Genomic DNA, 23,535 nt, shown 5'->3' on the forward strand with positions numbered 1-23,535 from the left:
ACAGGCGTCGGAAAAGACGTGGGCCATGCGCGTGCCGCGTGTCCGAAACGGCGGGCGCGTTGGTACGGCCGGTGCGCCACCCTCTATGCTTCACCTCGTTTTCCTGCGTGGTTCCCGCCTCCGGCGCGGCGCTCCACTCCACGCCCCTGCCCGGCCACACCTGTTCTTGACGATCTGCACAGCGGGAGCGAGCGGTGAGCGGAACCTCCGAAGGGCCGACGTCCCGGACGGGCGCGTCCCCCGGCGCCGGGCCACCGGACGTCACGCAACGTGATCATCCGGGGTCGGACCTCTCCGAGCTGCGCGAATACCGGGCGGCGTTCGCCGCCGCCGCACTCCCCATGGCCGTCGTCGACCACCTCGGCCGGATCGTCAGGCCGAACGACGCACTGGGCGGGCTGCTCGGCGCCGACCCCGCGTCCCTGACCGGCGGGCTCGCGGCGGAGCTCGTCGGTCTCACCTCGGACAGTCCCACCTGGCAGGCGTACACCGAGGTCCTGCGCGGCACCCGCCCCCGGCTCCGCTGCACCCGGCGGCTCAAGCACAGCGACGGACGGCCGCTGTGGGCGGAGGTCACGGTCGCGCCGATGGGCGACCAGGCGGCCGGTGCGGGCCGTGTGCTGCTGACCGTCGCCGACGTCAGCGACCGGCGCGAGCTGCTGGAGCGGCTGCGCCACCTGCGGATGCACGATCCCGTGACCCGGCTGCCCAACCGCACGCTGTTCTTCGAGCGGCTCGCCGCCGCCCTGGAGAGCACGCCGCCCCGGGACGGTTCGCCGCTCAGGGACGGTTCGCAGCCTCGGGACGGTTCGTCCCTCCAGGACGGTTCGTCTCCCCGCCAGGGCCGGATCGGTCTCTGCTACCTGGACATCGACGGCTTCAAGGCGGTCAACGACACCTTGGGGCACCGCACCGGCGACCGGCTGCTCGCCGCCGTCGCCGGACGGCTCACCGACTGCGCCGAGGCGGACGACCACCGCACCGGCGGCCATCTCGTGGCACGCCTCGGAGGGGACGAGTTCGCGATCCTGGTGGACGACTCCGCCGGTACGCACCAGCTCACCGAGCTCGCCCGCTCGATTCTCACCGCCCTCCAGCAGCCGTTCGAGGTGGCCGGGCACCGGCTGTCGGTCTCCGCGTCGATCGGGGTGGTGGAGCGCTCGTCGGCCGGCACCTCGGCCACCGCCCTCATGCAGGCGGCGGACACCACGCTGTACTGGGCCAAGGCCGACGGCCGTGCCCGGTGGACCCTCTTCGATCCCGAGCGCAACGCGCACCGGATGACCAGGCAGGCGCTCTCCTCCACGCTCCGCCCGGCCGTCGAGCGCGGGGAGTTCACGCTGGAGTACCAGCCGCTGGTCGGCATGGCGGACGAGGTCGTACGGGGCGTGGAAGCCCTGGTGCGGTGGAATCACCCGCGGTTCGGGCTGCTGGCGCCGAGCCGGTTCGTCCCGATCGCCGAGGAGGACGGCACGATCGTCCAGCTCGGCCGGTGGGTGCTGCGCACGGCCTGCCGCCAGGCCCGGCGCTGGCAGCTGGAACACCCGGACGAGCCACCGCTGTTCATCAGCGTCAACGTCGCCGTGCGGCAGGTCCGGGACGCCGACCTGGTCGCCGACGTGGCGGAGATCCTCGCCGAGACCGGGCTCGAACCCGGCCTGCTGCAACTGGAGCTGACCGAATCGGCGGTGATGGGATCGTCGGGCCGGCCGCTGCGGGTCCTTCAGGCGCTCAGCGACATGGGCGTCCGTATCGCGATCGACGACTTCGGCACGGGCTACTCCAACCTCGCCTACCTGAGCCGGCTCCCCGTCTCCGTGCTGAAGCTGGACGGCTCCTTCGTGCGCGGCTTCCGCTACGAGGACGGCGCGCACCCCAGCCCGGCCGACGAGACGATCGTCGAGGCCATGGTGCAGCTGGCGCACCGCCTGGGCCTGACGGTCACCGCGGAGTGCGTGGAGACCTCGGGCCAGGCGGAGCGGCTGCGCCGGATCGGCTGTGACACGGGGCAGGGGTGGCTGTACTCGCGGGCGGTCGCCCCGGAGCGGATCGCCGAACTGATCGGCACGAGGCCGCCGGAGGGCTGATCGAGCCGGAGGCTGGCCAGGCCCGGGCCGTCGGAGGGCCGAACTGCCCTCCGGCGGTCCGGACGTGGGTGGTCAGACCGCCCGGGGCAGCCCGTACGCGTCCGCGATCAGTTCGTACGAGCGCAGCCTGGCCTCGCCGCCGTGCGCGTTCGCCGTGATCATCAGCTCGTCGGCACCGGTCCGCTTGGCCAGGTCGTCCAGTCCGCTGCGGACCTCGTCCGCCGTGCCGTGGACGATGTCCTTCAGCCAGCCGTCGACGAATTCGCGCTCCATGGGGCTGAAGTCGTGCGCCTCCGCCTCCTCGGGGGTCGGCACGAGGCCCGGGCGTCCGGTGCGCAGCCGGACCATGGACAGGGCGCCGGTGAGCACCTGGCGCCGCGCCTCGCGCTCGTCGTCGGCCGCCAGCGCCGCGACCCCGATCAGGGCGTAGGGGGCGTCGAGCACCGCGGAGGGCTTGAAGGACTCCCGGTACAGGTCCAGGGCCGGGACGGTGTTGCGCGACGAGAAGTGGTGGGCGAACGCGAAGGGCAGTCCGAGGACGCCGGCGAGCCGGGCGCTGAAGCCGGAGGAGCCCAGCAGCCAGACGGGCGGCCGTCCGGGCGACTGGACGCCGCCGGGCGAGGTGGCCTGCACGGGTCCGGGGACGGCGTGGATACGGGCGTAGGGGTGCCCGTCCGGGAAGTCGTCGTCCAGGAAGCGGGTCAGCTCGGCCAGCTGCTGCGGGAAGTCGTCCGCGCCCTCGTTCAGCCGGTCGGTACGCCGTAGGGCGGCCGCGGTGGCGCCGTCCGTGCCGGGGGCCCGGCCGAGGCCGAGGTCGACCCGGCCGGGGGCCATGGCCTCCAGGGTGCCGAACTGCTCGGCGATCACCAGCGGGGCGTGGTTGGGCAGCATCACGCCACCCGAGCCGAGCCTGATGCGCTCGGTGTGTGCGGCCAGGTGCGCCAGGATCACGGCGGGGGACGAGGAGGCCACGCCGGGCATGGAGTGGTGCTCGGCGACCCAGAAGCGGTGGAAACCGCGGCTCTCGGCGAGCTTGGCGATGTCCACGCTGGTGCGCAGGGCCTGGGTCGCGGTGCGCCCCTGGCCCACGGTCACCAGGTCGAGCACGGACAAGGGGACGGAAGCCGTCCCGCTCGCCGTGCCGCGAATCTCGTCGCCTCGGTTCTCGTCCACGTGTTCGGCCTCTCCGGTGCTGCGTCTGTGTACCGGAGGGTGCAAACAGGAGGATGGCTCCGCTTATTCCCGTACGGCTGCCCCGGCGGCCCGCGCGGAGCCGCCCCGGACGCCTACTCCCGCACTTCGATGCCCTTGGGCTCGGTTGCGCCGAGCGGGGGCTCGCGGGTCGCGAACAGCGTTCCGAGCGTGGGTGCCCAGATCCGGCGTTCGGCGAGGCGGAGCCCTTCCCAGACAGCTACCTGGTTGGCCGTGAGGACCGGCTTCCCGAGGAGTTCCTCCAGCTCGGGGACGTACGCGGCGGTGTGGAGGGCGTTGTCGGGGAGCAGTACGACCTCGGCGTCGGGATGGTCCCCGGCCACGGCCAGCTCCTTCACGAGCTCCACGTCGGCCGCGGCCGCGTCGGACGCCGAGATGATGCCGCCGCCGCGGGTGGCGGCCACCTCGACACCCCCGGCCTCCAGGAAGCCGGCGAACAGCGCGGCGATGTCCTCGGAGTAGCTCGCGGCGACCGCGACCCGCGAGGCACCCAGCTCGCGCACCGCGTGGACGAAGGCGATGGACGTGCTGGACGCGGGAAGCCCGGCGGCCCTGGCCAGCTCCGCCGCCTGCTCGTGCGCCCCGTCCCAGCCATAGGCGAAACTGCCGCCGGAACAGGCCCAGACCAGCGATTCGGCGCCGGCCATCCGCAGTTCCTCGACCCCGGCGGCCAGCCGCTCGGGCGTGCCCGCCGCGCGGAGGTTCTCCGCCCTCCGGGCGTCCTCGTCGATGTCGGTGTGGAAGAGCGGCAGTCTGATGTCGCTGTCGAGCTTGACCTCGATCCGCGGGAAGTCGTCCTCCGCGGCGTGGCCCGGGTAAAGAAGTCCTACGGTCGTCATGTCCATCCTTCCCGTGGGTCCGGATGCCCTGCCGGCACTCCTGTCACCGGTGCCCCTGCCTGTGACAAGTATTCCCCTTATGGCCCCGTATCGTCGCCCGCAACGGGCGTGACCAGCGGTTTCTTCCGTGGGGCCGACGCCCGGTTGACGGGCGTGCCCCCCGGTGCGAGCGTCGTCCCTGATGACCACTCCCGTGATCCTCGTCCTGGACACCGACCCGTCACCGCGCCTGGGCCGGCTCACCGGCCGGGCCACCGTCCGGTACGCCGACGAGCGGACGCTGGCCGCGCAGCTGCCCGGCGCGGATGTCCTGCTGGTCTGGGACTTCACCTCCGGCGCCGTCCGGGCAGCCTGGCCGGGCGACGGGCCGCGACCCCGCTGGGTGCACACGGCGAGCGCTGGGGTGGACCGGCTGCTCTGCCCCGAGCTGGCCGCCTCCCCCACGGTCGTCACCAACGCCCGCGGTGTCTTCGAGCTGCCGATCGCCGAGTACGTCGCGGGGCTCGTGCTCGCCTTCGCGAAGGACCTCCCCCGCACGCTGGAACTCCAGCGGCAGCACACGTGGCGCCACCGGGAGACCCGGGGGCTCGCCGGCACCCGGGCCGTGGTCGTCGGTGCGGGCCCCATCGGCCGGGAGATCATGCGGCTGCTGCACGGCCTGGGCGTCCGGGTGGCGCTCGTCGGACGTACGGCGCGCCGCACGATCCACGGCGTCGAGGACCTGGACCGGCTGGCGGCGAGCGCGGACTGGGTGATCTGCGCGGCGCCGCTGACGGACGAGACGCGCGGGATGTTCGACGCCCGCTTCTTCGGACTGCTCCAGCCCTCCGCCCACTTCGTCAATGTGGGGCGCGGCCCGCTGACCGTCGAGGAGGACCTGGCCGAAGCGCTGCGCAGGCACTGGATCGCGGGCGCCGCGCTCGACGTGTTCCAGGAGGAACCGCTGGGACCGTCCAGCCCGCTGTGGGACGTTCCGGGGCTGCTGGTCTCCCCGCACATGAGCGGGGACACCGCCGGCTGGCGGGACCGGCTGGGTGAGCAGTTCGTGTCGATGTACGAACTCTGGGCGGCGGGTGAGCCGCTCCCCAACACCGTGGACATACAGCACGGTTACATTCCTTCTCCGGACATCCCCGCCCGACAGGACTGAATGACGGCGAGTCATGAACGGTCCCCGCGCCGGGAACACGCCCCGCACACCGGTCGTCGCCCTGCGCCCACGACGAGACACGGGAAGGTCACCCTCCGGCCACCGTTCGGTTACATGACAGCGCTTCCTGCATAGGTGTCCGGGATCGGGCAGGTGCTCACCCTGTCCGGACTGTTCGACACCCCGATTTCTCCAGGAGATTGCGAACCATGGCTGACTTCCCTCACCTGTCCCGTCGGGGCTTCCTCAATCGAACCGCGGCCGTGGGAGGTCTGCTCGTCGTCCCCGGCCTGCTCTCCGCGTGCAGCAAGACCGACGCCGGCGCCGCGGACGGTGAGGGTGCGCTGGACAAGCTCCGCAAGCAGGGCTTCGTCCGGGTCGCCTACGCCAACGAGGCCCCGTACGGCTACATGGAGGGCAAGGAGCTCAAGGGCGAGGCCCCCACCCTTCACCGGGAGATATTCAAGGCACTCGGGGTCGACGAGCTGAAGCCCACCCTCTCGGAGTGGGACGGCCTCATCCCCGGCCTCCAGGCGGGCAAGTACGACGTGGTCAGCGCGGGCATGGCGATCACCCCCGAGCGCTGCGCCAACGCCCTCTTCTCCGAGCCGGAGTTCATCTCCCCCACCGCCCTGATGGTGAAGAAGGGCAACCCGGAGAAGCTCACCGACCTGGCGTCCGCGAAGGCCGCCGGGGTCACCGTCGGCGTGATGTCCGGTGCCGTGGAGGGCTCGTACGCCAAGGGCGCGGGCATCGCCGAGGACAAGATCAAGACGCTGCAGAAGCCGCAGGACGGGGCGGACGCGGTCAAGGGCGGCCGGATCGACGCCTTCCTGCTCACCGGCATCTCGCTGCGCTGGCTCGCCAGGACGAACCCGGCCACCGAGGTCACCGAGGCCTTCGTGCCGGAGCTCGAAGGGAAGCAGCAGTTCTCCCCGGGCGGCGCGGTGTTCCGCCAGGGCAACGAGGACCTGAGGGACTCGTTCGACCGCGAGCTCAAGAAGATCGTCTCCGACAGGTCCCGCTATGTGGAACTCCTGAAGCCGTACGGCTTCGGCGCGACGGAGATCCCGCCGGCCACGCTCAGGACGGCCGACCTGTGCAAGGGCTGACGAAGGCGGACCGCACCGTATGAGCGACTTCTTCTCCACTCTCCTCGACGAGCTCCCCCAGGTCGGATCGGGCCTGTGGGTGACGATCCAGGCCACCGTCCTGGGATCCCTGCTCGCACTGTTCCTGTCGTTCGCCCTCGGCCTCGCGGCGGGCAGCCGACTGCTGCTGGTGCGCGGGGTCTCCCGGACCGTCGTGGAGTTCTTCCGCGGCACCTCCCTCTACATCCAGCTGTTCTGGCTCTACTACGCGATGCCGCAGCTGACCGGGTACGAACTGACCCCGCTGCTCTGCGGAGTCGTCGCCTTCGGGCTGAACTACGGGGCCTACGGGTCGGAGATCGTGCGCGGCGCGATCAACTCCGTCCCCCGCGCCCAGTACGAGGCGGCCGTGGCCCTGAACATGACGCCGCTGCACCGGATGCGGAAGGTGATCCTGCCGCAGGCCTGGGTGCAGATGATCCCCTCCTTCACCAACCTGCTGATCCAGCTGCTGAAGTGCACGCCGCTGCTGTGGCTGATCTCCGCGGCCGACTTCATGACCACGATCGAGCACATCCGCAGCCTCACCGGTGAGACCCTCACCGCGTACCTGCTGCTGCTGGCCGTCTACTTCGTGCTCGCCTACGCGCTGACGCTGCTGATGAACCTCCTGGAGCGGTCGGCCAAGCGCCGGCTCGGCCTCCACACCGGGGCGCGCAGCCTGCTCAGGACCCGCACGGCGGAAGCCGTCGCCACGGCCGGAGGTGCCCGGTGAACACGTTCGACTGGGACGCGGCGGGGGACACGGTCCCCCTGCTGCTCGAAGGATTCCGGGTCACCCTGCTCGCGACCGTGATCGGCACCCTCCTCGCGGCGGTGCTCGGGCTCGCCATCGCGGTGGCCGGCCGCGCGCCCTCCCGGTTCGTGACGGTGCCGGTGAAGGCGGTGATGGAGTTCGTACGCGCCACCCCGCTGCTGGTGCAGCTGGTCGGCGCGGCGGCGCTCTTCACCTCCGTGGAGCCGCTGACCATCGGCATCGTGGTCCTCGGCGTCCACTACGCCGCGTACACCTCCGAGGTGTACCGGGCGGGCATCGACGGTGTGCCCAAGGGCCAGTGGGAGGCCTGCCGGGCGCTCTCGCTCAGCCCCCGGCGGACCTGGCAGGCCGTGATCCTGCCGCAGGCGGTGCGCAACGTGCTGCCGGCCCTCGGCAACTACGCGATCTCGATGTTCAAGGAGACCCCCTTCCTCGCCGTGATCACGGTGCACGAAATGGTCTTCGAGGCCCGGCAGTACGGGGCCGACCACTTCGCGTACACCGAGGCATTCACGCTCGCCGGCCTGGTCTTCCTGGTCGCGAGCTACCCCACCTCGCTGCTGATGAGAAAGCTGGAGAAGCGCCTTGGCCACTGAATCCGCACCCCCCAAGGACCCCGCGGGCGCCGGGTCCGTGCCCCTGCAGAAGACCGTGGACGCGGCTCCGGACACCCTGGTCACCGGCGTCGAGCCCCTGGTCCGCTTCGACAGGGTCGTCAAGCGCTACGGCGACCATGTGGTCCTGGACGAGCTGGACTTCACCGTGCGACGGGGAGAGCACGTCACCCTGATCGGGCCGAGCGGCTCGGGCAAGACCACCATCCTGCGGCTGCTGATGACGCTGGAGAGGGTCAGCGACGGCGTGATCTGGGTCGACGGCTCGCCGCTCTCACACGTGCGCACGGCGTCCGGCTCGCTCAGGCCCGCGGGCGAGAAGGAGCTGCGGGAGTCCCGGAAGAAGATCGGGATGGTCTTCCAGCAGTTCAACCTCTTCCCGAACATGAAGGTGCTCCAGAACATCACCGAGGCGCCGGTCAACGTGCTGGGAATGGACCGCGACGAGGCGGAGTCACGGGCCCGGGAGCTGCTCGACCTGGTCGGACTCTCCGGGAAGACCGACGCCCATCCCTCGCAGCTCTCCGGCGGCCAGCAGCAGCGCGTCGCCATCGCCCGCGCACTCGCGATGCGGCCCGAGATCCTGCTGCTCGACGAGGTGACGTCGGCGCTGGACCCCGAGCTCGTGGCCGGGGTGCTGGATCTGCTGGGCGACATCGCCAGGTCCACCGACATCACGATGCTCTGTGTGACCCACGAGATGAACTTCGCCCGGGACGTGTCGGAGAAGGTACTGATGTTCGACGCGGGACGGGTCGTGGAGTCCGGTTCCCCCGAAAAAATATTCACCGATCCCGAACACGAACGCACGCGCGAGTTCCTCAACGCGGTGCTGTGACCTTGCCCTTGGCACAGTACTCATGACCTTGGCATATGCCGTCCGGGTGCGCCCCAGCTGACGGTGGTGGGGCGCACCATCAACTCCCCGACAGCCCCTCCCATTCGGCCAGTTGGCGACTATCGTAGGTCGTGAGCTTGTGGTCACAACCTGGTAGAGACCCTAAAGGGGGGAACCGTGGCGTTGAAGCCCGAGCCGAAGGCGCCGTTCCATTCGGTGCAGTACGCCTTGCGTGTGCTCGAGTCCGTGTCGACGCACGGCGGCGGTGTGACCGAGGCCCGGATCTCCCGGGAGACGGGGCTGCCGCCCGGGCACCTCACCCCCCTCCTGCTGACGCTGCGCCGCGAGGGGTACGTCGAGCAGATCACCGACGGCGCCTACATCGTCGGTTCCTCACTCCTCGAGCTCGGCTCCGGCGCCGCCCGCAAGCTGGCCGTCGAGGCGAAGCTCCAGCAGACGCTGGTGCAGCTGCGGGATTCGGTCGGTGCGGCGGTCTACGTCAGCCGGTACGTCGACGGGGAGATCCGCGTCACGCAGGTGGCGGACGGGCCGCGCACCCCCGCGGTCAACGAGTGGGTGGACTTCCGCTCGGCGGCGCACGCCAGCGCGATCGGGAAGTGCCTGCTGACGCAGCTCGACCAGAACGGCCGGCGCGACCACCTCTCCCGGCACCGGATCGCGCGGCTGACGTCGCGGACTATCACCAGCGAGAAGGTGCTGTTCTCCAAGCTGGACAGCCAGCCGGCGACCGTGCCGGTCCTGGATCTGCAGGAGTACGCCGTGGGCACGGTGTGCGCGGCGGTTCCCCTGACGGCGGGCTCGTCCGCCGGCTGCCTCGCCCTGTCCCTGCCCATCGAGCACGCGCACCGGCTGCGGGCCGCCGCCGCCACGCTGAACCGGCGCGCGGCGCCGGTGCTGCTGTCGCTGGCCCTCTGAGCCCCACAGGACCGTGATGTCCCCGGCGGCCCGGACGGCGGCCGGGGACATCGGAGTGAGCGAGAACCCTAGAGGGACAGCCAGACCGCCGTGTCCGGGGGCAGCTCCCCGTCCGGAAGCGGGCCGCTGGCGATCAGGACGTCCGCGCCCGCCGGCAGCGGCACGGCGGAGTCCGAGGCGTTCAGCACGCAGCGGAAGCCGCCGTCCCGGTCGAAGCACACCGTCCCCGGCCCCGCGTCGACCCAGCTCAACGACTCCGGCAGGACGGCCAGGCGCTCACGGCGCAGGGCGAGTGCGGCCCGGTAGAGACTGAGGAAGGAGTCCGGGTCCGTCTCCTGAGCGGCGACGCTCAGAGCGGACCAGGAGGCCGGCTGCGGAAGCCAGGGGGACGCGGTGGCCGACTCGGGCGAGAAGCCGAACGATGCCCCCGACCCGCTCCACGGCAACGGCACCCGGCACCCGTCACGTCCCCGGTCCTTACCCCCCGAGCGCACGAAGGTCGGGTCCTGGAGCAGTTCGTCGGGCAGGTCCTGCACCTCGGGCAGGCCCAGCTCGTCCCCCTGGTAGACGTAGACCCCGCCGGGCAGGGACAGGGTCAGCAGCGCGGCCGCCCTGGCCCGGCTGCGCCCGAGCACCGGGTCGCTCGGGTCGAGCAGCCGCTTGTCACCCATGTCGAACGAGGTGTCCGCGCGGCCGTAGCGCGTGACGTGCCGGATCGTGTCGTGGTTGGACAGGACCCAGGTGGGCGGCGCCCCCACCGGCGCCAGCCCGGCGAGGGTCTCCTCGACGACACGGCGCAGCGCGTCCGCGTCCCACGCGCAGCACAGGAACTCGAAGTTGAACGCCGAGTGCAGCTCGTCGGGGCGGAGGTAGCGGGCCGACTGCTCGGGGGTCGGCAGCCAGACCTCCCCGACGAACGTGCGCTCGCCGTCGTAGCCGTCGAGGATCTTGCGCCAGGAGCGGTAGATGTCGTGCACGGCGTCGCAGTCCTGGTACGGCAGGTCCGTGACGTCGGGGTCCGGGCCGACGTCGGGCAGGCCCGGCTTCTTCGCCAGGCCGTGGGCGACGTCGATGCGGAAGCCGTCCACGCCCCGGTCCAGCCAGAAGCGCAGGACGTCCTCGAACTCGGTTCGGACCTCCGGGTGTTCCCAGTTCAGGTCGGGCTGCTCGGGCGCGAACATGTGGAGGTACCAGGGCCCGGCGGTGCCGTCGGCCTCCGTCACGCGGGTCCACGCGCTGCCGCCGAAGTACGAGGTCCAGTCGTTGGGCGGCAGCCCTCCGTCCTCGCCCCGGCCGGGGACGAACCAGAAGCGCTCGCGCTCCGGGGATCCGGGGCCCGCGGCGAGCGCGTCGCGGAACCAGACGTGCTGGTCGGAGCAGTGGTTGGGCACCAGGTCGATCAGGACCCGAAGCCCGTGCTCGTGGGCTTCGGTGATGAGCTGCTCGGCCTCCGCGAGGGTGCCGAAGAGGGGGTCGATGTCGCGGTAGTCCGCCACGTCGTATCCCCCGTCGGCCATCGGCGAGGTGTACCAGGGGTTGAACCACAGGGCGTCGACGCCGAGCCCGCGCAGATACGGGAGGCGGCTGCGGACTCCGGCGAGATCGCCGGTGCCGTCCCCGTCGCCGTCCGCGAAGCTGCGTACGTAGATCTGGTAGATCGCGGCGTGCCGCCACCAGTGGGTGGTCACTGAGACTCCTTGCTCGGTATACATGGGGTGGTGCGGGCCCGCAGGTCAGGGGCGGGCCCGCACCGTTCGGGCTACCAGCCGGTGTTGCCGGCGCCCCGGGTGATCGTGAAGCCACCCGCACTGGAGAGACCGCCGGCGGCGGCGCCGCTCACGGTCACGCGGGAGAAGTTTCCGGCTCCCGCGGAGTTGATCTCGATGCCGTACGAACCGGCCTTGTCGATCTTGAGCCCGTCGACGGTGAGCGCGCTGACGTTCTTCTGCCAGGAGACGAGCAGCCCGCTGTAGGTGCTGTCGAGGATCTCGTTGTCCTTGACGAGGACGGGCGCGGTGATGTCGGAGGAGTCGGCGTAGATCCAGAGGGCGCCGAGCTTGCTCTGCCAGTTCGGTTCGTAACCGCCCGTGCGCGTCAGGGTGTTGCGCTGCACGGACGTCGTCCCGCTGAAGGGCACCGGCGCGAAGCGGCTGCTGATGGCGATGCCGGACGAGCCGGTGACCGTGTCGGCGAGGAGGTTGTCCTCGACCCGGTTGCCGTGGCCGCCGTAGATGCCGACCGTGTTGGCGAGCATCGGGAGCTGCACGGTGTTGAAGCGGAACGCGCTGTCCGTGACCGCCTGGGCCTCGGAGAACATCGCCAGTCCGTCGTCACCGGTGTTGCGGACGCTGCTGTGGGAGACCTCGGTCGCCCTGGTCCCCTTGTGGAGGTTGACGCCGTCCGCGAAGGTGTCGCGGATGCGGAGCCCGGAGGCGTACAGGCCGTTGGTCGGGGCGTCGATCCAGAGCCCGACCTTGGTGTGCTGGATCCATATGTTCGTCAGGGTGGACCCGTTCCCGAAGTCGCCCTCGACGGCCGCGTCGAAGTTGGCGTCGTCCCGGTAGGAGACGTCCCCGGCGATCATCAGGTCCTGGACGTTGCTGGTGCCGCCGCGTCCGAAGAGGCCGCCCTTGCCGTTCTTGCCGCGCAGCACGGTGTACCACTGGCCGGCCCCGCGCAGGTCGGCCCCGGCCAGGTCGACGTGCCCGGAGATGTCGTACGTACCGGCGGGCAGCCAGAGCCCCTTGCCCTGTGAGGTGGCCGTGTTCAGGGCCGTGTTCAGGGCGTTGGTGTCGTCGCCGGAGTCGTTCGGGGTGACGCCGAGCGTGGTCGCGGAGACGAAGCCGGTGGACGGCATGGTCAGGGCGGCGGGCGCGGCCTCGGTCTCGACGAGGTCCAGGGTGTAGGACGCGGCGGTGTCGCCCGCGTCCTTCTGGAACTTCAGCACGGTGCCCGCCGGGAGCGTCCCGGTCAGGAGGGTGCGGGTCTCGTCGAAGAAGTGGTGGCCCGAGCCCTGGGAGGGGTTGTTGGTGTAGGGGTAGCCGCCGTAGACCCAGCTGTACTTGGAGCTGAGGGGCAGGTCCCGGAGCTGGGTGCCGTTGGCGTAGACGCTGAGTGTGGTGTCGATGCCGGTGCCCGCCGCGTTGTCCGGGACGGAGTAGCGCAGGGTCAGGGCGTTGGCGGGCTTGGTCAGCGTGAACTGCACGTACTCGCCGGTGGCGTCCAGGACGACGGCCTTGCGGCCCGACGCCTCGGACGGGACGGTCAGGTAGGTGCGGTCGGGACCGGTCGTGCCGGCGTTCGTGCTGCCGCTCTCGGCCTCGTAGGCGGTGTACGGCATGGTCGCGCCCCGGGTGCTGTCGGGCGTGGAGCCGGTGACCCCGATGCCGTCGAGCTGGAGGGTGCCGTTGTCCCCGGAGGCGGTGCGCAGGGTGACGTGGTTGAGCGCGGCCCGCAGCGGGGCGTCGGTCGATGCGCTCTTCCAGGCACCCCCGGTGCCGGGCAGGGTCAGCCGGCGGACGGTGGTGCCGTTGGCCACCAGGGTGACGGTCGACGCGGTCGCGTCGGGGGTGCGGTAGCGCACGGTCACCGGGTACGTCGCGGCGCTGGGGGCGTTCACCGCGAAGACGGCGCGGGCACCGGTGGCGGTGAAGCCGGAGAGGTAGGCGCTGCCCTCGTAGCCGGAGGCGGCGGTGGCCTTCGCCGGTCCGCCGGAGGCGAAGGCGTCCTCGGCCTGGTGGGTCAGCGTGGTGGGGCCGCCCGGGTCGGTCGGCGTGGTGGGCGTGGACGGGGTGAGGCTGTCGATGTTGACGTTGCCGCTGTCGGCCGAGGTGAACGTCCAGGCGACGGTGTTGGCCCCCTTCGCGTACGTCACCGCCTCCTCGTGCGCGGCCCAGGTGTCCCAGTTCGCCGTCGCCGGCAGGCTGACCTGGCGGACCTTGGCCCCGTTGACGTACAGGCTCAGCGTCATCGTCGCGCCGGTGCCGTTCGCGTACCGCAGGGACACCGAACCGGCCCCGGCCTCGGCGGAGTTCACGCCGAAGGAGACGGAGGCGGAGCCCTTGTTGGCGTCGGTGAGGCCGCCCGCGAAGCCCGCCCCGGTGAAGCCGGAGTGGTCGGTGGCGGCAACGGCGCCGCCCGTGAGCTGCGCGGACTCCGCCTCCAGGGCGCCGGAGGGGGTCGGGGTCCCGGTGCCCGCGGAGGTGTCGGTGGTGCTGTTGTCGATGTTGACGTTGCCGCTGTCGGCCGCGGTGAACGTCCAGGCGACGGTGTTGGCCCCCTTGGCGTAGGTGACCGTCTCCCGTTGCGTGGCCCAGGTGTCCCAGTTCGCCGTCGGCGCCAGGCTGACCTGGCGGACCTTGGCCCCGTTGACGTACAGGCTCAGCGTCATCGTCGCGCCGGTGCCGTTCGCGTACCGCAGGGCTACGGAACCGGTGCCGGCGGCCTGGGCGGTCACGCCGAAGGACACCGAGGCGGCGCCCTTGTGGGCGTCGGTGAATCCGCCGACGAAGCCGGATCCGGTGTAGCCGCTGTGGTCGGTGGAGACGGCGGCGCCCCCGGACAGCTGGGCCGACTCGGCTTCCACCGTGACGGTGGCCGCCTGCGCCGGTGCCGTCGCGTACAGGACGGTGCCGAGGAGGGACGCGAGGACGGGGAACGTGAGCCGGACAGCGGCCCGGGAGCGCTTTCTTGGTGCAGGAGACACGTCTGTGTGTCCTTCCTGTGGGGGTGGGTCAGCCCTTGAGGCTGCCCGCGGTGAGACCCGCGATGATGTGGCGCTGGAAGATCAGGAAGAGGACGAGCAGGGGGATGCTCGCCATGACCATCCCGGCCAGGAGCTGGTTGGCCGGCATGAACTCGGAGAGCCGGTTGAGCGCGACGGTGATGGGCTGCTTCGCCTCGTCGGGGAGGACGAGCATCGGCCAGAGGAAGTCCTTCCAGACCCCCACGACCGCGAAGATCGACACCACCGCGAGCACCGGCCGGGACAGCGGCAGGACCACCGAGACCAGAACCCTGAGCGTGCCCGCACCGTCGATGCGTGCGGAGTCGAGGAGTTCGGCGGGGATCTGGTCGAAGAACCGCTTGAGGATGAAGATGTTGAAGGCGTTGGCGGCGGCCGGCAGCCAGATCGCGAACGGCGTGTTGATGAGGTTGACGTGGAACAACGGCACGTCGACCACCGTCAGGTACGTCGGTACGAGCAGCGCCGACACCGGGAGCATCAGCGTCGCCAGCATCATGCCGAGGACGACGTTGCCGAGCAGGGGCCGCAGCTTGGACAGCGCGTAGGCGGCGGACACGTCGACCAGCAGCTGGGTCAGCCAGGCGCCGAGGGCCAGCACCAGCGTGTTGAGGAAGAAGTGTCCGAGCCCGACGTTGGTCCAGGCGTCCGTGTAGCTCTCGGGGTGCCAGCTCTCGGGGAAGAGGCTGGGGTTCGGGTCGGCGAGCTCGGACGAGGACTTCACCGCTCCCGTCGTCATCCAGTAGAGCGGGAAGACGAAGGCGATCGTGAAGCCGGTGAGGGTGGCGACGAGCACGAAGCGGTGGAGGAACCGGCCGGTGCGCCGGTTCATCTCGGTGGGCGCGATCAGTGTGCGTACGGGGGTTTCGGCGGCCATGGCGGCGGGTTCCTCTCAGCCCTTGCTGCGGGTCAGGCGCAGGTAGACGACGGAGAAGAGGCCGAGCACCACGAAGAGCAGGGTGCTCATGGCGCTGGCCAGGCCGAAGTCGTTGTAGACGAAGGCGTAGCGGTACAGGAGCAGGAGCACGGTGACGGTGGCGTCGTCGGGCCCGCCGCCGGTGAGGACGAAGGGTTCGACGAAGACCTGCATCGTGCCGATGACCTGCAGCAGCAGCGTGATCATCAGGATGAAGCGCATCTGCGGGACCGTGACGTGCCACAGCCGCTGCCGGATCGACGCGCCGTCGAGCTCCGCCGCCTCGTACAGCTCGCCGGGGATGCCGCCGAGCGCCGCCAGGTAGATCAGGGTGGTCGTGCCCATGTTGGCCCAGGTCGAGACGAGGACCAGGGACACCATGGCGAGGTTCTCCGACTCCAGCCACTGCTGGGCCGGCAGCTGGAGGACCTCCAGCGCGTTGTTGAACAGGCCCGGCCCGGGGTCGTAGAACTGGCGCCAGAGCAGCATGGTGACGATCGACGGCAGCATGACCGGGAGGTAGACGGTCATGCGGAGGTACGCGCGCCCGTGCCGCAGTTCGTTCAGGACGACGGCGGTGGCGAACGGTGCGGCGAAGCCGAAGACGAGGGCGAGCAGGGTGAAGTAGCCGGTGTTCTGCCAGGCGGTCAGGAACAGCGGGTCGTCCACCAGCCGCCGGAAGTTGTCCAGGCCCACCCACCGGGCGGGTTCGGCGAAGGTGACCTGCTGGAAGCCGAGCAGGATCCCGCGCACGATCGGGTACCAGGAGAAGAGTGCGAAGCAGAGCACACCCGCGGCGAGGAAGAGGTAGGCGACCAGGTTCTCCCGCACGGTCCGGCGCAGCCGGGACCGCGTGGCCGGCACCCCCGTCCGGGGCGCGGACCCGGACGGGGAGCTGTCTTCGCCGGTGGCCTTCTCCGCCGCGGTGGAGAGGGGCTGGAGGGACATCGTCACGTCACTTCACCGAGGTGAGGATGGTGTCGGCCTTCTTGGCGGCTTCGGCCAGAAGCGCGTCGATGTCCGCGTCCTCCTTGGTGAGCACGGCCTGCATGACACCGTCGAGGACGGTGTAGAGCTGCTGGGCGTTGGGCGGCTCGACCTTGGTCTCCACCTGGGCGTTGCGCTCGATGAACGGCTGGTAGTTCTTCACCGGGGTGTTGGCGTACTGCTCGTGGATCCTGTCGATCTCCGCCTGCGCCTCGCCCGCGAGCAGCCGGGGCTGCGGCAGCCCGATCGGCACGCCCGTCTCCTTGGACCTCTTGCTGTCGACCTTCTCGCGCTCGGGGCTCCGCAGGTACTTCCACTGGACCCACGCCAGCCCGGCCTTGATCTTCTCCGGCGAGGCCTTCGGGTTGAACATGAAGCCGTCGCCGCCACCGAGGGTCGCGGTCCCGGGCAGCGCGGCCAGGCCGTACTCCTCGTACTCGCGCTCGAACTGCTTGACGATGGTGGGGATGTTGTCGGGGCCCGCCATGTACATCCCCAGCTTGCCGGAGCCCATCATCTTCTGGACGTCGGCTATCTCCAGGAGCTGGCGGGTGCCCATGCTCTTGTCCGTCCAGCGCATGTCGTGCAGGGCGTTGAGGGCCTTGTGGCCGGCCTCGCTGTCGAAGGCGGCCTTCCAGCGGCCGTCCTGCTTCGTGGCCACCTCACCGCCCATGGAGTAGATCCACGAGGTGAGGTGCCAGCCGCCCTGGTTGTTCTTGCTGTAGTCGGCGTATCCGACCGTGCCGTCACCGAGCGCGCTGATCTTCTTCGCGGCGGTGCGGACCTCCTCCCAGGTGGCCGGCGGCTTGTCGGGGTCGAGTCCGGCCTTGCCGAAGAGATCCCGGTTGTAGAGCAGGCCCATCGAGTAGTTGCCGGTGGGCAGGCCGTACGTCTTGCCCTCGCCGTCCTTGAAGACCTTCATCAGCGCCGGGTCGATGTCCTCGAAGTACGGCACGTCGCCGACGTACTTGCTGATGTCGGCCGCCTGGCGGCGCTGGATCAGCCCGGCCGGGTCGGTGAAGTAGACGTAGTACACGTCCTCCAGCTGGCCGCCCGCGAGCTTCGCCGTGAAGGTCTTCGGGTCCATCTGGCCCTCACGGGCGTCGATCTTGATCTTCGGGTGGCTCTTCTCGAAGGCCGCGACGTCCTCCATGAAGTTCTTGCGGTCGACGGCCTGCGTCTTGGCGGGCATGCCGTTCACGCTGATCGTGACCACGCCGTTCTTGTCCACGCCCGACGGCGAGGATCCGGAGCCGCCGCACGCCGTGAGGGCTAGGGAGAGGGCGACGGCCGTCGCCGAGCCGAGAAGCTGACGTCTGCTGATGACGGGCATGCCAACCATGGGGATCGTGCCTTCCTGGAGGTCCGCTGCGGGGTTGTCGGACCCCGAGCACTGAGCTGCGCTGAAGGTAGAAGCCGGTTACGCAAGAAGTCAATGCATCTACGCAAGAAAGTAATCTCAGCGGCTTGTGCAAGAAACACGACACCGATCCGGCCCGCTCAGCGGGGCCGGGCGGCGGTGGACCCCCGGACGATCAGCTCGGTGTCGAACATCATCAGTTCGTTTGCTCCCGCATGGCCGTCGATCTGCGCCACCAGGGAGGCCACGACCGCCGAGGCCATCGATTGGATCGGCTGCCGGGCGGTGGTCAGCGGCGGGTCGGTGGCCACCATGAACGGCGAATCGTCGAAGCCGACCACCGAGAGGTCCCGGGGCACGGACACCCCCTGACGGCGGGCGCCCCGGACGGCCCCGAGCGCCAGGGCGTCGCTGGCGCAAACGATGCCGGTGACCCCTTCCGCCAGCAGCCGGGGCAACGCCGTGGCGCCGCCCTCCATCGTGAACAGCGCGTGCGCGACCAGCCGCCGCCAGTCGTCCGCGGCGATGCCCCGACGTGCGCAGAAGGCGGCGAACCCGGCGAGCTTCCGGGCCGAGGGCACGTGCCCCACCGGGCCGAGGATCACCCCGATCCGCTCGTGCCCCAGCGCCGACAGGTGCGTCAGCGCCTGGTCGGCGGCGAGCGCGTCGTCCACCCTGACCTGGGGCACGCCCGTGTTCTCGTCGGCCGCGTTGATCAGCACCATCGGGATCCTGCGTTCCCGCAGCGCACGGCCGTGTTCGGGGCCGGCGTCGGCGTAGCTGGCGCCGATGAAGACGATGCCGCCGATGTTCTGCCGCAGCAGCATCTCGATGTAGTGCGCCTCGGAGACGCCGTCGGCCGTCCTGGTGCAGAGGACGGGTATGAGCCCCCGCTTGTTGAGCAGTCCGCACAGGGCCTCGGCGAACGCCGAGAAGATCGGATTCTGCAGATCGGGCACGACCAGGCCGATCAGAGCGGCACGCTCGGCCCGGTAGCGGCTCGGTCTCTCGATCCCGCACACGTCCAGGGCGCTCAGCACCGCCTCACGCGTCGTGCTCGCCACATCGGGGCTGCCGTTCAGGACGCGGCTGACCGTCGCCTCACTGACACCCGCGTACTCGGCCACCTGAGAGAGTCGTCGTTTCGTCACGGAGCTCACCTTACAAAGAGCTACGCAAAATCAAAGATCACTTACGAAAGAAAATGACTTTCTCTGCGAAGTGGCCCCGGGGCGGCAGCGGGGCGGGGGTGGGGGGGGCCACACGGAGGGGGCGCGGCACGTGTCAACAGCACCCCTGCGGACCAGGTATTATTTTCGAGTCAGCAGGCGCCGTTAGCTCAGTTGGTTAGAGCAGCTGACTCTTAATCAGCGGGTCCGGGGTTCGAGTCCCTGACGGCGCACGACAACACAGTGGGCGGTCTCCCTCCGAGGAGACCGCCCACTGTGCGTTGCGCTGTGTCAGAACTGCACGTCGGAGCACGCGTAGAACGCGTTGCTGGTGTCCGCGACGTTCCAGACGGCCAGGATGATGTGCTTGCCCGTCTTCTGGGTGGGCATCGAGCCCTGGTGGGTCAGCGTCGCCGGCGGCTGCTGGTTCCCGTAGGGCACGGTCATGAAGGGCTGCGACTCCAGCGCGGCCCTGGTGAGCGGCTTCGTGGAGTCCCAGCCGTTCTTGGTGATGTAGTACCGGAAGTCACTCGTGGAGTGGCGGGCCGTGAACTGCCAGCGGAAGCTGTAGCCCTGCCCCGAGGTGACCTTGGTGGCGGGCCAGGCGCCCCCGCGGGGGTCGTCGAGCTGGGTGAAGCTGCTGTTCCCGCCGGAACAGATCTTGCCGTCCGCGGGCCCGGCCGCCGGGAAGCCCTTGGGACCCTCGACGCTCTGCGGTTCCCACTGGATGTTGCCGCAGCCGGTGACGGTGCCGTTGGCGCAGAGCTTCTGCCGGCTGATGGGTGAGTCCGTGTAGCCGTGACTGCTGGCGCCGCTCGTCGCGAACATGGAGACGCCCGCTATCGCCAGGCCGATGACGGCCGCGCTTGCCCTTTTCCGCATGCTGTGTCGCTCCTCGAGAACGTGGGGGATGTTCTGGGGATGTTCTGAGCTGTGCTGCGCGCATCGCTTGTGCGGTCTAGACCAAGTCCAGATTATTGACGCGGCATGAACATGTCCAGACCAATGTGGATCGGGTTTCAGCGCACGCCCCCGTGCAACCGGAAGCCGTCAGGCCCCTTCTCCGCCGCTGCGGCCGGTGTAGAAAGCCACCGTCAGATCCCTGACCAGCGCCTTGTGTTCGTAGGTGTCGAGTTCGACGATGCCGCGGGCGGTCAGTCGGCCGATCGTGTCGTCCACCGCGTCGACCACGGACGTCAGCACGCTGTCCCGGTGCCTGGCGTCGATGGCCGCCACCCGGCAGCGCCGCATCGCGGCCGCGACCTCGGGGGCGTACTCGATCCCGGTCGGCTGCGCCGAATACACCTCGATGCCCACGGGCGCGCAGTCGGCCCTCACCATCCGGGTCAGCGCGTCGCCCACCGCCTCCGCGTCGCGCAGGGTCCGGGTGTCCTCGTGGAAGGCGTCGGCCGGCAGCTGCGAGAGGACCCGGGCCAGCGCCGCCTCCACCTGGTCGCTCAGATAGCGCTCGTGGTCCGCCACGCCGAACAGGGCCCGCGCGGTGTCCCTCACCCGCCAGACCACCAGGACGACCGCACGCAGAGCGGTACCGCTCGCGTCCACGGCGGGAAGCGGCTCACTGCGCCAGTGCCGCAGGCGCACGTCCATCCGGCGGCGCAGCAGGAGCGGGGAGACCCAGAGGAGACCGGTGCGCCGGACGCTGCCCCGGTAGTCGCCGAAGAGCGTCAGCACCGAGGCGTGTCCGGCCCGGCCCCGCCCGAGTCCGCAGAGCGCGAACAGGGCCACGGCCACCGCCAGCGCGATAAGCGCCCAGGCACCGCTGCCGAGACCGTCGTACGAACGGTGCCCGAGCCCGAGCCAGTTGGTCACCGCGGCGGGCACCGCGCCCTGCCACCACAGCACGGCGAGCCCCGCCGCCGCGCCCGTGGCCGCGGTGAGGAGTGCCACCCAGCCGGGCAGCACGGGTCCGGGCCGCTCGGTGAGCCGGGGGTCGGCGAGGGGCGCGGACCGGGTGGGCGCCTGCACCTGGGCGGCGCGCTGCAGGGGCGTGCGCCGGTCCCCGGGCCGCCGTACGGTACCGGCGCCGGCCCCCGCAGTGGTGCGGCCCGGCCCGGCAGACCCGGCGTCGTAGCCGGTGTCGTAGCCGGCGCCGGCGCCGCGGCCGTCGTCGCGGCCGTCGTCGCGGCCGTCGTCGCGGCCGTCGTCGCGGAAGAGCAGGTGGACGGGGATGGGCGCGGTGGTCTCGGTGGCGATGACGGGCTGCCTGCGTCCGGCACCCCACCAGGCGACCGGGTCCGCGGCACCGACGGTCAGCGTCACCGGAGCACTCTCACCCGCACCGGGCTCCCCGGCCCCGGGCGTGCCCGCCCCGCCGGGCACCGGCTTCCGGAGATCCGGCCGGCCGCCCTGCCCGCGCTCCGGGTCCGGGTCCGGGTCGAGGTCGAGGCCGAGGTCGGAGTGGGGGTCCGCCGGAGGGTGCTCCTCCGCCGCGTCCGGGCCTGCGGCCCACGCGGGGACCGGCGGCGGACCCGGTACGGACTCAGGGCCCGGCAACTCCCGGCCGGCCGACGGCTCCGGGGTGAACTCCGGGACGTACGGCGGCTCCGGGTCCAGCTGCAGATCGAGATCCGGACCCGGGTCCAGGTCCAGGTCCAGGTCGACAGGGACGGCGTCCACCGGTGTGGCGCGGCCCACGACGGCCACGGCGTCCAGGGCGGGCCCCAGATCAGCCGGGATGTCTTCGTCCTCCACCACGGACGGCCCGTCCAGCACGGAAGCCTCTTCCAGCACCCGCGGCCCGCCCCACACACGGGGCCCGTCCGGCACGGAAGCACCGCCGTCCGAGGCAGCGCCGTCGGCCACGGAAGGTCCCTCCACCTCGACAGGGACGACGACCGCCGTGGAGGCGTCCGCCACAGCGGGCACGCCCCACGCCGGACGTACGGCCCTCGCGGGAACGGCCTCCGCCGTCCCGGCCGCGTCCGTCACCGTCCCGGCCGCGTCCGTCACCGTCCCGGCAGACCGCTCCGTCACCGCTCCGGCGGACCGCTCCGCCGCCGGGTCCGGCTCCGCGCCGGGCCCCGGCACCCCCGCCTCGTACGCATCCGTCACCCGCAGCACCTCCGTCGGCCGTTCCTCCTGCCCGTCCCCCGCCCCGGGCCCGGGCACGATCACCCGCGTGTCCCGCTCGCCGAGCTCGTCCCACTCGCCCCGTACGTTCTCCGTCGACCGCATTCCCGCCTCCGTCATGTCCGTTCCGTCGCTTCAGCCGTCACGAGAAGAGCCGCCGCCATGTCTCCGGCCCCGGGTATCCGTCCGCCGCCGCCCCGCTCCAGCCCTGGGCGCGCTGGAACGCCTCGACGTTGCGGCGGTCCGCCTCCGTCCAGCGCGTACCGGGGCCCGTCACGTAGTGCGCGCCGTATCCCTTCTTCACCAGTTGGGTTCCGAGCTGCCGGACGTGGCTGTTGGCCTGCCCAGGCTGGAAGTGGCTCCGCCCCGGGTACGCCGCGGTGCCGGCCGTGCTGCCGCCCGTCCCGGCGGCGGGGATCTTTCGTCCGGTGCCGCTGACCAGCAGGCGCCAGGTGTGCGGGCCGGGGATGCCGTCGGCCTCCTTGCCCTTCCACCCCTGCGCCAGCTGGAACGCCTGGGTCGCCCGTTTGTCGGCGTCGCCCCAGCGGGGTCCCGCGCCCTGCTTGTAGAAGCGCTTGCCGCCCTGGGCGATGAGCATCTTCCCGAGCCGGGTGACGTGCGCGTTGCTCGCGCCGGTGGCGAACTTCGCCGCCCCCGGGAACGCCGTCGCCGAGCCGCTCCCGCTCGCCCCGCTGACGATGCCCTTGTAGCGGTAGGCCACGTACTGGGAGGAGTTGCTCCAGTACGCCATCGGCGTCGTCGCCTTGCGGGCGTTCGGGCGGGTCTGCTCGTACGCGAGGTAGTGGCTGTGCGTGTGGTCGGTCCAGCCCCCGAAGACCGTGACGTGGGACCCCACGGCGGGGTCGGCCAGGTTGTGGAAGAGGAGGATGTCGCCGGGCTCCAGGTCGGCCCGGGCGATCTTCGTGCCGAAGCCGGCGAGGCTGCCGGTCCACTCGTTGGTGCCGAGGTTCCACGCCATCGACACGAAGCCGGAGCAGTCCTGGCGGTAGCCGTCGGACCAGTACGCCGCCATGTCGTACGGGACCTTCGCGGTCACCCACTTCTTGGCGCGGTTGATGATCTCGGTCCGGGTCGTCGTGCGCTGCGCCGTGCCCGGAGCGGCGGGCGGCCCCGAGGCTCCGTCGCTGTTCAGCGGCCCGACGGTGCCCTGCGGGGTGACCGGCTGGGGGTCGGCCTCCGTGCCGGTGCGGGTGTCCCGGCCGGCGGCGGTGGCAGCCGCCTGGGCCGCCCCGCAGGACAGGACCACCCCCGCCGCGGTGACCAGCACCAGCGCCCGCCGCGCACCGTGCGCGGCGCGGTGGCCGCCGTGGCGTACGGGCAGTGCGGCGGCCGTACGACGCCGCTGGGCGCAGCCCGGACAGCCGCAGTCGGCATCGGGTTCGTACTCCTCGAAGACCGGCACAGTCATTGGACTCCTCTTCCCCTCGGCAGTCGTCCAGATCTTCCGCGTCTCAACTTTCCGGGCATATCTCATGGTGACGGATTAAAGGGACAAAACGACCATCCGACAGGCCGGGGCGGAGAGGAATTGGTCAGGAGCACTCCCGCACATCGGGTAAAGTTCTCCAGGTCAGCAGGCGCCGTTAGCTCAGTTGGTTAGAGCAGCTGACTCTTAATCAGCGGGTCCGGGGTTCGAGTCCCTGACGGCGCACGCAACGACAAGG

Annotated in this window: 18 protein-coding genes and 2 tRNA genes; 9 read left to right on the plus strand and 11 right to left on the minus strand. The window is 70.9% G+C overall.

Annotated features, from left to right (window positions below; genetic code table 11):
- Positions 1-194 precede the first annotated feature (194 nt).
- Positions 195-2,087: a putative bifunctional diguanylate cyclase/phosphodiesterase gene (locus tag ACFUNE_RS02225; RefSeq protein WP_383561271.1), complete on the plus strand. Its 1,893-nt coding sequence runs from the start codon at positions 195-197 to the stop codon at positions 2,085-2,087.
- A 72-nt stretch (positions 2,088-2,159) separates the two neighbouring features.
- On the opposite strand, the gene ACFUNE_RS02230 is transcribed toward ACFUNE_RS02225, so the two are convergent.
- Together ACFUNE_RS02230 and ACFUNE_RS02235 are read right to left on the minus strand one after the other, a co-directional pair.
- Positions 2,160-3,260 (minus strand): LLM class flavin-dependent oxidoreductase, encoded by a 1,101-nt coding sequence (locus ACFUNE_RS02230; protein WP_383561273.1) that lies wholly within the window; start codon positions 3,258-3,260, stop codon positions 2,160-2,162.
- A 113-nt stretch (positions 3,261-3,373) separates the two neighbouring features.
- The gene (locus tag ACFUNE_RS02235) at positions 3,374-4,138 is read right to left on the minus strand and encodes a decarboxylase (RefSeq protein WP_383561275.1); all 765 of its coding nucleotides are present in this window, start codon (positions 4,136-4,138) and stop codon (positions 3,374-3,376) included.
- A 181-nt stretch (positions 4,139-4,319) separates the two neighbouring features.
- Here ACFUNE_RS02235 and ACFUNE_RS02240 point away from each other — a divergent pair, with 181 nt between their 5' ends.
- The 6 genes from ACFUNE_RS02240 to ACFUNE_RS02265 all read left to right on the plus strand — a co-directional run bounded on the left by ACFUNE_RS02240 (position 4,320) and on the right by ACFUNE_RS02265 (position 9,584).
- Positions 4,320-5,288: a D-2-hydroxyacid dehydrogenase gene (locus ACFUNE_RS02240; RefSeq protein ID WP_383561277.1), complete on the plus strand. Its 969-nt coding sequence runs from the start codon at positions 4,320-4,322 to the stop codon at positions 5,286-5,288.
- Positions 5,289-5,497: 209 nt separating this feature from the next.
- Positions 5,498-6,400, plus strand: a complete 903-nt coding sequence (ehuB, locus tag ACFUNE_RS02245) for an ectoine/hydroxyectoine ABC transporter substrate-binding protein EhuB (protein WP_383561278.1) — start codon at positions 5,498-5,500, stop codon at positions 6,398-6,400.
- 19 nt (positions 6,401-6,419) lie between these two features.
- The gene (gene ehuC, locus ACFUNE_RS02250; RefSeq protein WP_383561280.1) at positions 6,420-7,154 is read left to right on the plus strand and encodes an ectoine/hydroxyectoine ABC transporter permease subunit EhuC; all 735 of its coding nucleotides are present in this window, start codon (positions 6,420-6,422) and stop codon (positions 7,152-7,154) included.
- Entirely contained in the window at positions 7,151-7,792 is a 642-nt protein-coding gene (gene ehuD / locus ACFUNE_RS02255; RefSeq protein ID WP_383561282.1) for an ectoine/hydroxyectoine ABC transporter permease subunit EhuD, read from the plus strand. Before ehuC ends, ehuD begins: the two co-directional genes overlap by 4 nt.
- A complete protein-coding gene (gene ehuA / locus ACFUNE_RS02260) occupies positions 7,782-8,648 on the plus strand; it encodes an ectoine/hydroxyectoine ABC transporter ATP-binding protein EhuA (RefSeq protein ID WP_383561284.1) in 867 nt (288 codons plus the stop codon). The genes ehuD and ehuA overlap by 11 nt, the downstream gene beginning before the upstream one ends.
- Before the next feature lie 177 nt (positions 8,649-8,825).
- Complete coding sequence (locus ACFUNE_RS02265; protein ID WP_383561286.1) at positions 8,826-9,584, plus strand: IclR family transcriptional regulator; 759 nt, start codon at positions 8,826-8,828, stop codon at positions 9,582-9,584.
- Between the two features lie 68 nt (positions 9,585-9,652).
- Here ACFUNE_RS02265 and ACFUNE_RS02270 read toward each other — a convergent pair whose 3' ends face one another.
- The 6 genes from ACFUNE_RS02270 to ACFUNE_RS02295 all read right to left on the minus strand — a co-directional run bounded on the left by ACFUNE_RS02270 (position 9,653) and on the right by ACFUNE_RS02295 (position 18,742).
- Positions 9,653-11,296: a glycoside hydrolase family 13 protein gene (locus tag ACFUNE_RS02270; RefSeq protein WP_383561288.1), complete on the minus strand. Its 1,644-nt coding sequence runs from the start codon at positions 11,294-11,296 to the stop codon at positions 9,653-9,655.
- A 47-nt stretch (positions 11,297-11,343) separates the two neighbouring features.
- Positions 11,344-14,289 (minus strand): carbohydrate-binding protein, encoded by a 2,946-nt coding sequence (locus tag ACFUNE_RS02275; protein WP_383561290.1) that lies wholly within the window; start codon positions 14,287-14,289, stop codon positions 11,344-11,346.
- A 28-nt stretch (positions 14,290-14,317) separates the two neighbouring features.
- Positions 14,318-15,205 (minus strand): carbohydrate ABC transporter permease, encoded by an 888-nt coding sequence (locus tag ACFUNE_RS02280; protein ID WP_383561292.1) that lies wholly within the window; start codon positions 15,203-15,205, stop codon positions 14,318-14,320.
- Positions 15,206-15,220: 15 nt separating this feature from the next.
- Complete coding sequence (locus tag ACFUNE_RS02285; protein ID WP_383561294.1) at positions 15,221-16,192, minus strand: carbohydrate ABC transporter permease; 972 nt, start codon at positions 16,190-16,192, stop codon at positions 15,221-15,223.
- Positions 16,193-16,199: 7 nt separating this feature from the next.
- Positions 16,200-17,573, minus strand: coding sequence for an ABC transporter substrate-binding protein (locus ACFUNE_RS02290; RefSeq protein ID WP_383561296.1), 1,374 nt, complete (start codon positions 17,571-17,573; stop codon positions 16,200-16,202).
- A 158-nt stretch (positions 17,574-17,731) separates the two neighbouring features.
- A complete protein-coding gene (locus ACFUNE_RS02295; protein WP_383561298.1) occupies positions 17,732-18,742 on the minus strand; it encodes a LacI family DNA-binding transcriptional regulator in 1,011 nt (336 codons plus the stop codon).
- Positions 18,743-18,919: 177 nt separating this feature from the next.
- On the opposite strand from ACFUNE_RS02295, the gene ACFUNE_RS02300 reads away from it, so the two are divergent.
- Positions 18,920-18,993, plus strand: a tRNA-Lys gene (locus ACFUNE_RS02300).
- A 58-nt stretch (positions 18,994-19,051) separates the two neighbouring features.
- Here the strand turns inward: ACFUNE_RS02300 and ACFUNE_RS02305 are convergent.
- The 3 genes from ACFUNE_RS02305 to ACFUNE_RS02315 form a co-directional block, all read right to left on the minus strand.
- A complete protein-coding gene (locus ACFUNE_RS02305) occupies positions 19,052-19,642 on the minus strand; it encodes a lytic polysaccharide monooxygenase (protein ID WP_383561300.1) in 591 nt (196 codons plus the stop codon).
- A gap of 168 nt (positions 19,643-19,810) precedes the next feature.
- Positions 19,811-21,970: an SPFH domain-containing protein gene (locus tag ACFUNE_RS02310; RefSeq protein ID WP_383561302.1), complete on the minus strand. Its 2,160-nt coding sequence runs from the start codon at positions 21,968-21,970 to the stop codon at positions 19,811-19,813.
- Between the two features lie 22 nt (positions 21,971-21,992).
- Positions 21,993-23,279, minus strand: a complete 1,287-nt coding sequence (locus ACFUNE_RS02315) for a peptidoglycan-binding protein (RefSeq protein ID WP_383561304.1) — start codon at positions 23,277-23,279, stop codon at positions 21,993-21,995.
- A 169-nt stretch (positions 23,280-23,448) separates the two neighbouring features.
- Here ACFUNE_RS02315 and ACFUNE_RS02320 point away from each other — a divergent pair.
- A tRNA-Lys gene (locus tag ACFUNE_RS02320) sits at positions 23,449-23,522 on the plus strand.
- Positions 23,523-23,535: the final 13 nt, after the last annotated feature.

This window comes from Streptomyces sp. NPDC057287 (genome assembly GCF_042667905.1).
Taxonomy (GTDB): Bacteria; Actinomycetota; Actinomycetes; order Streptomycetales; family Streptomycetaceae; genus Streptomyces.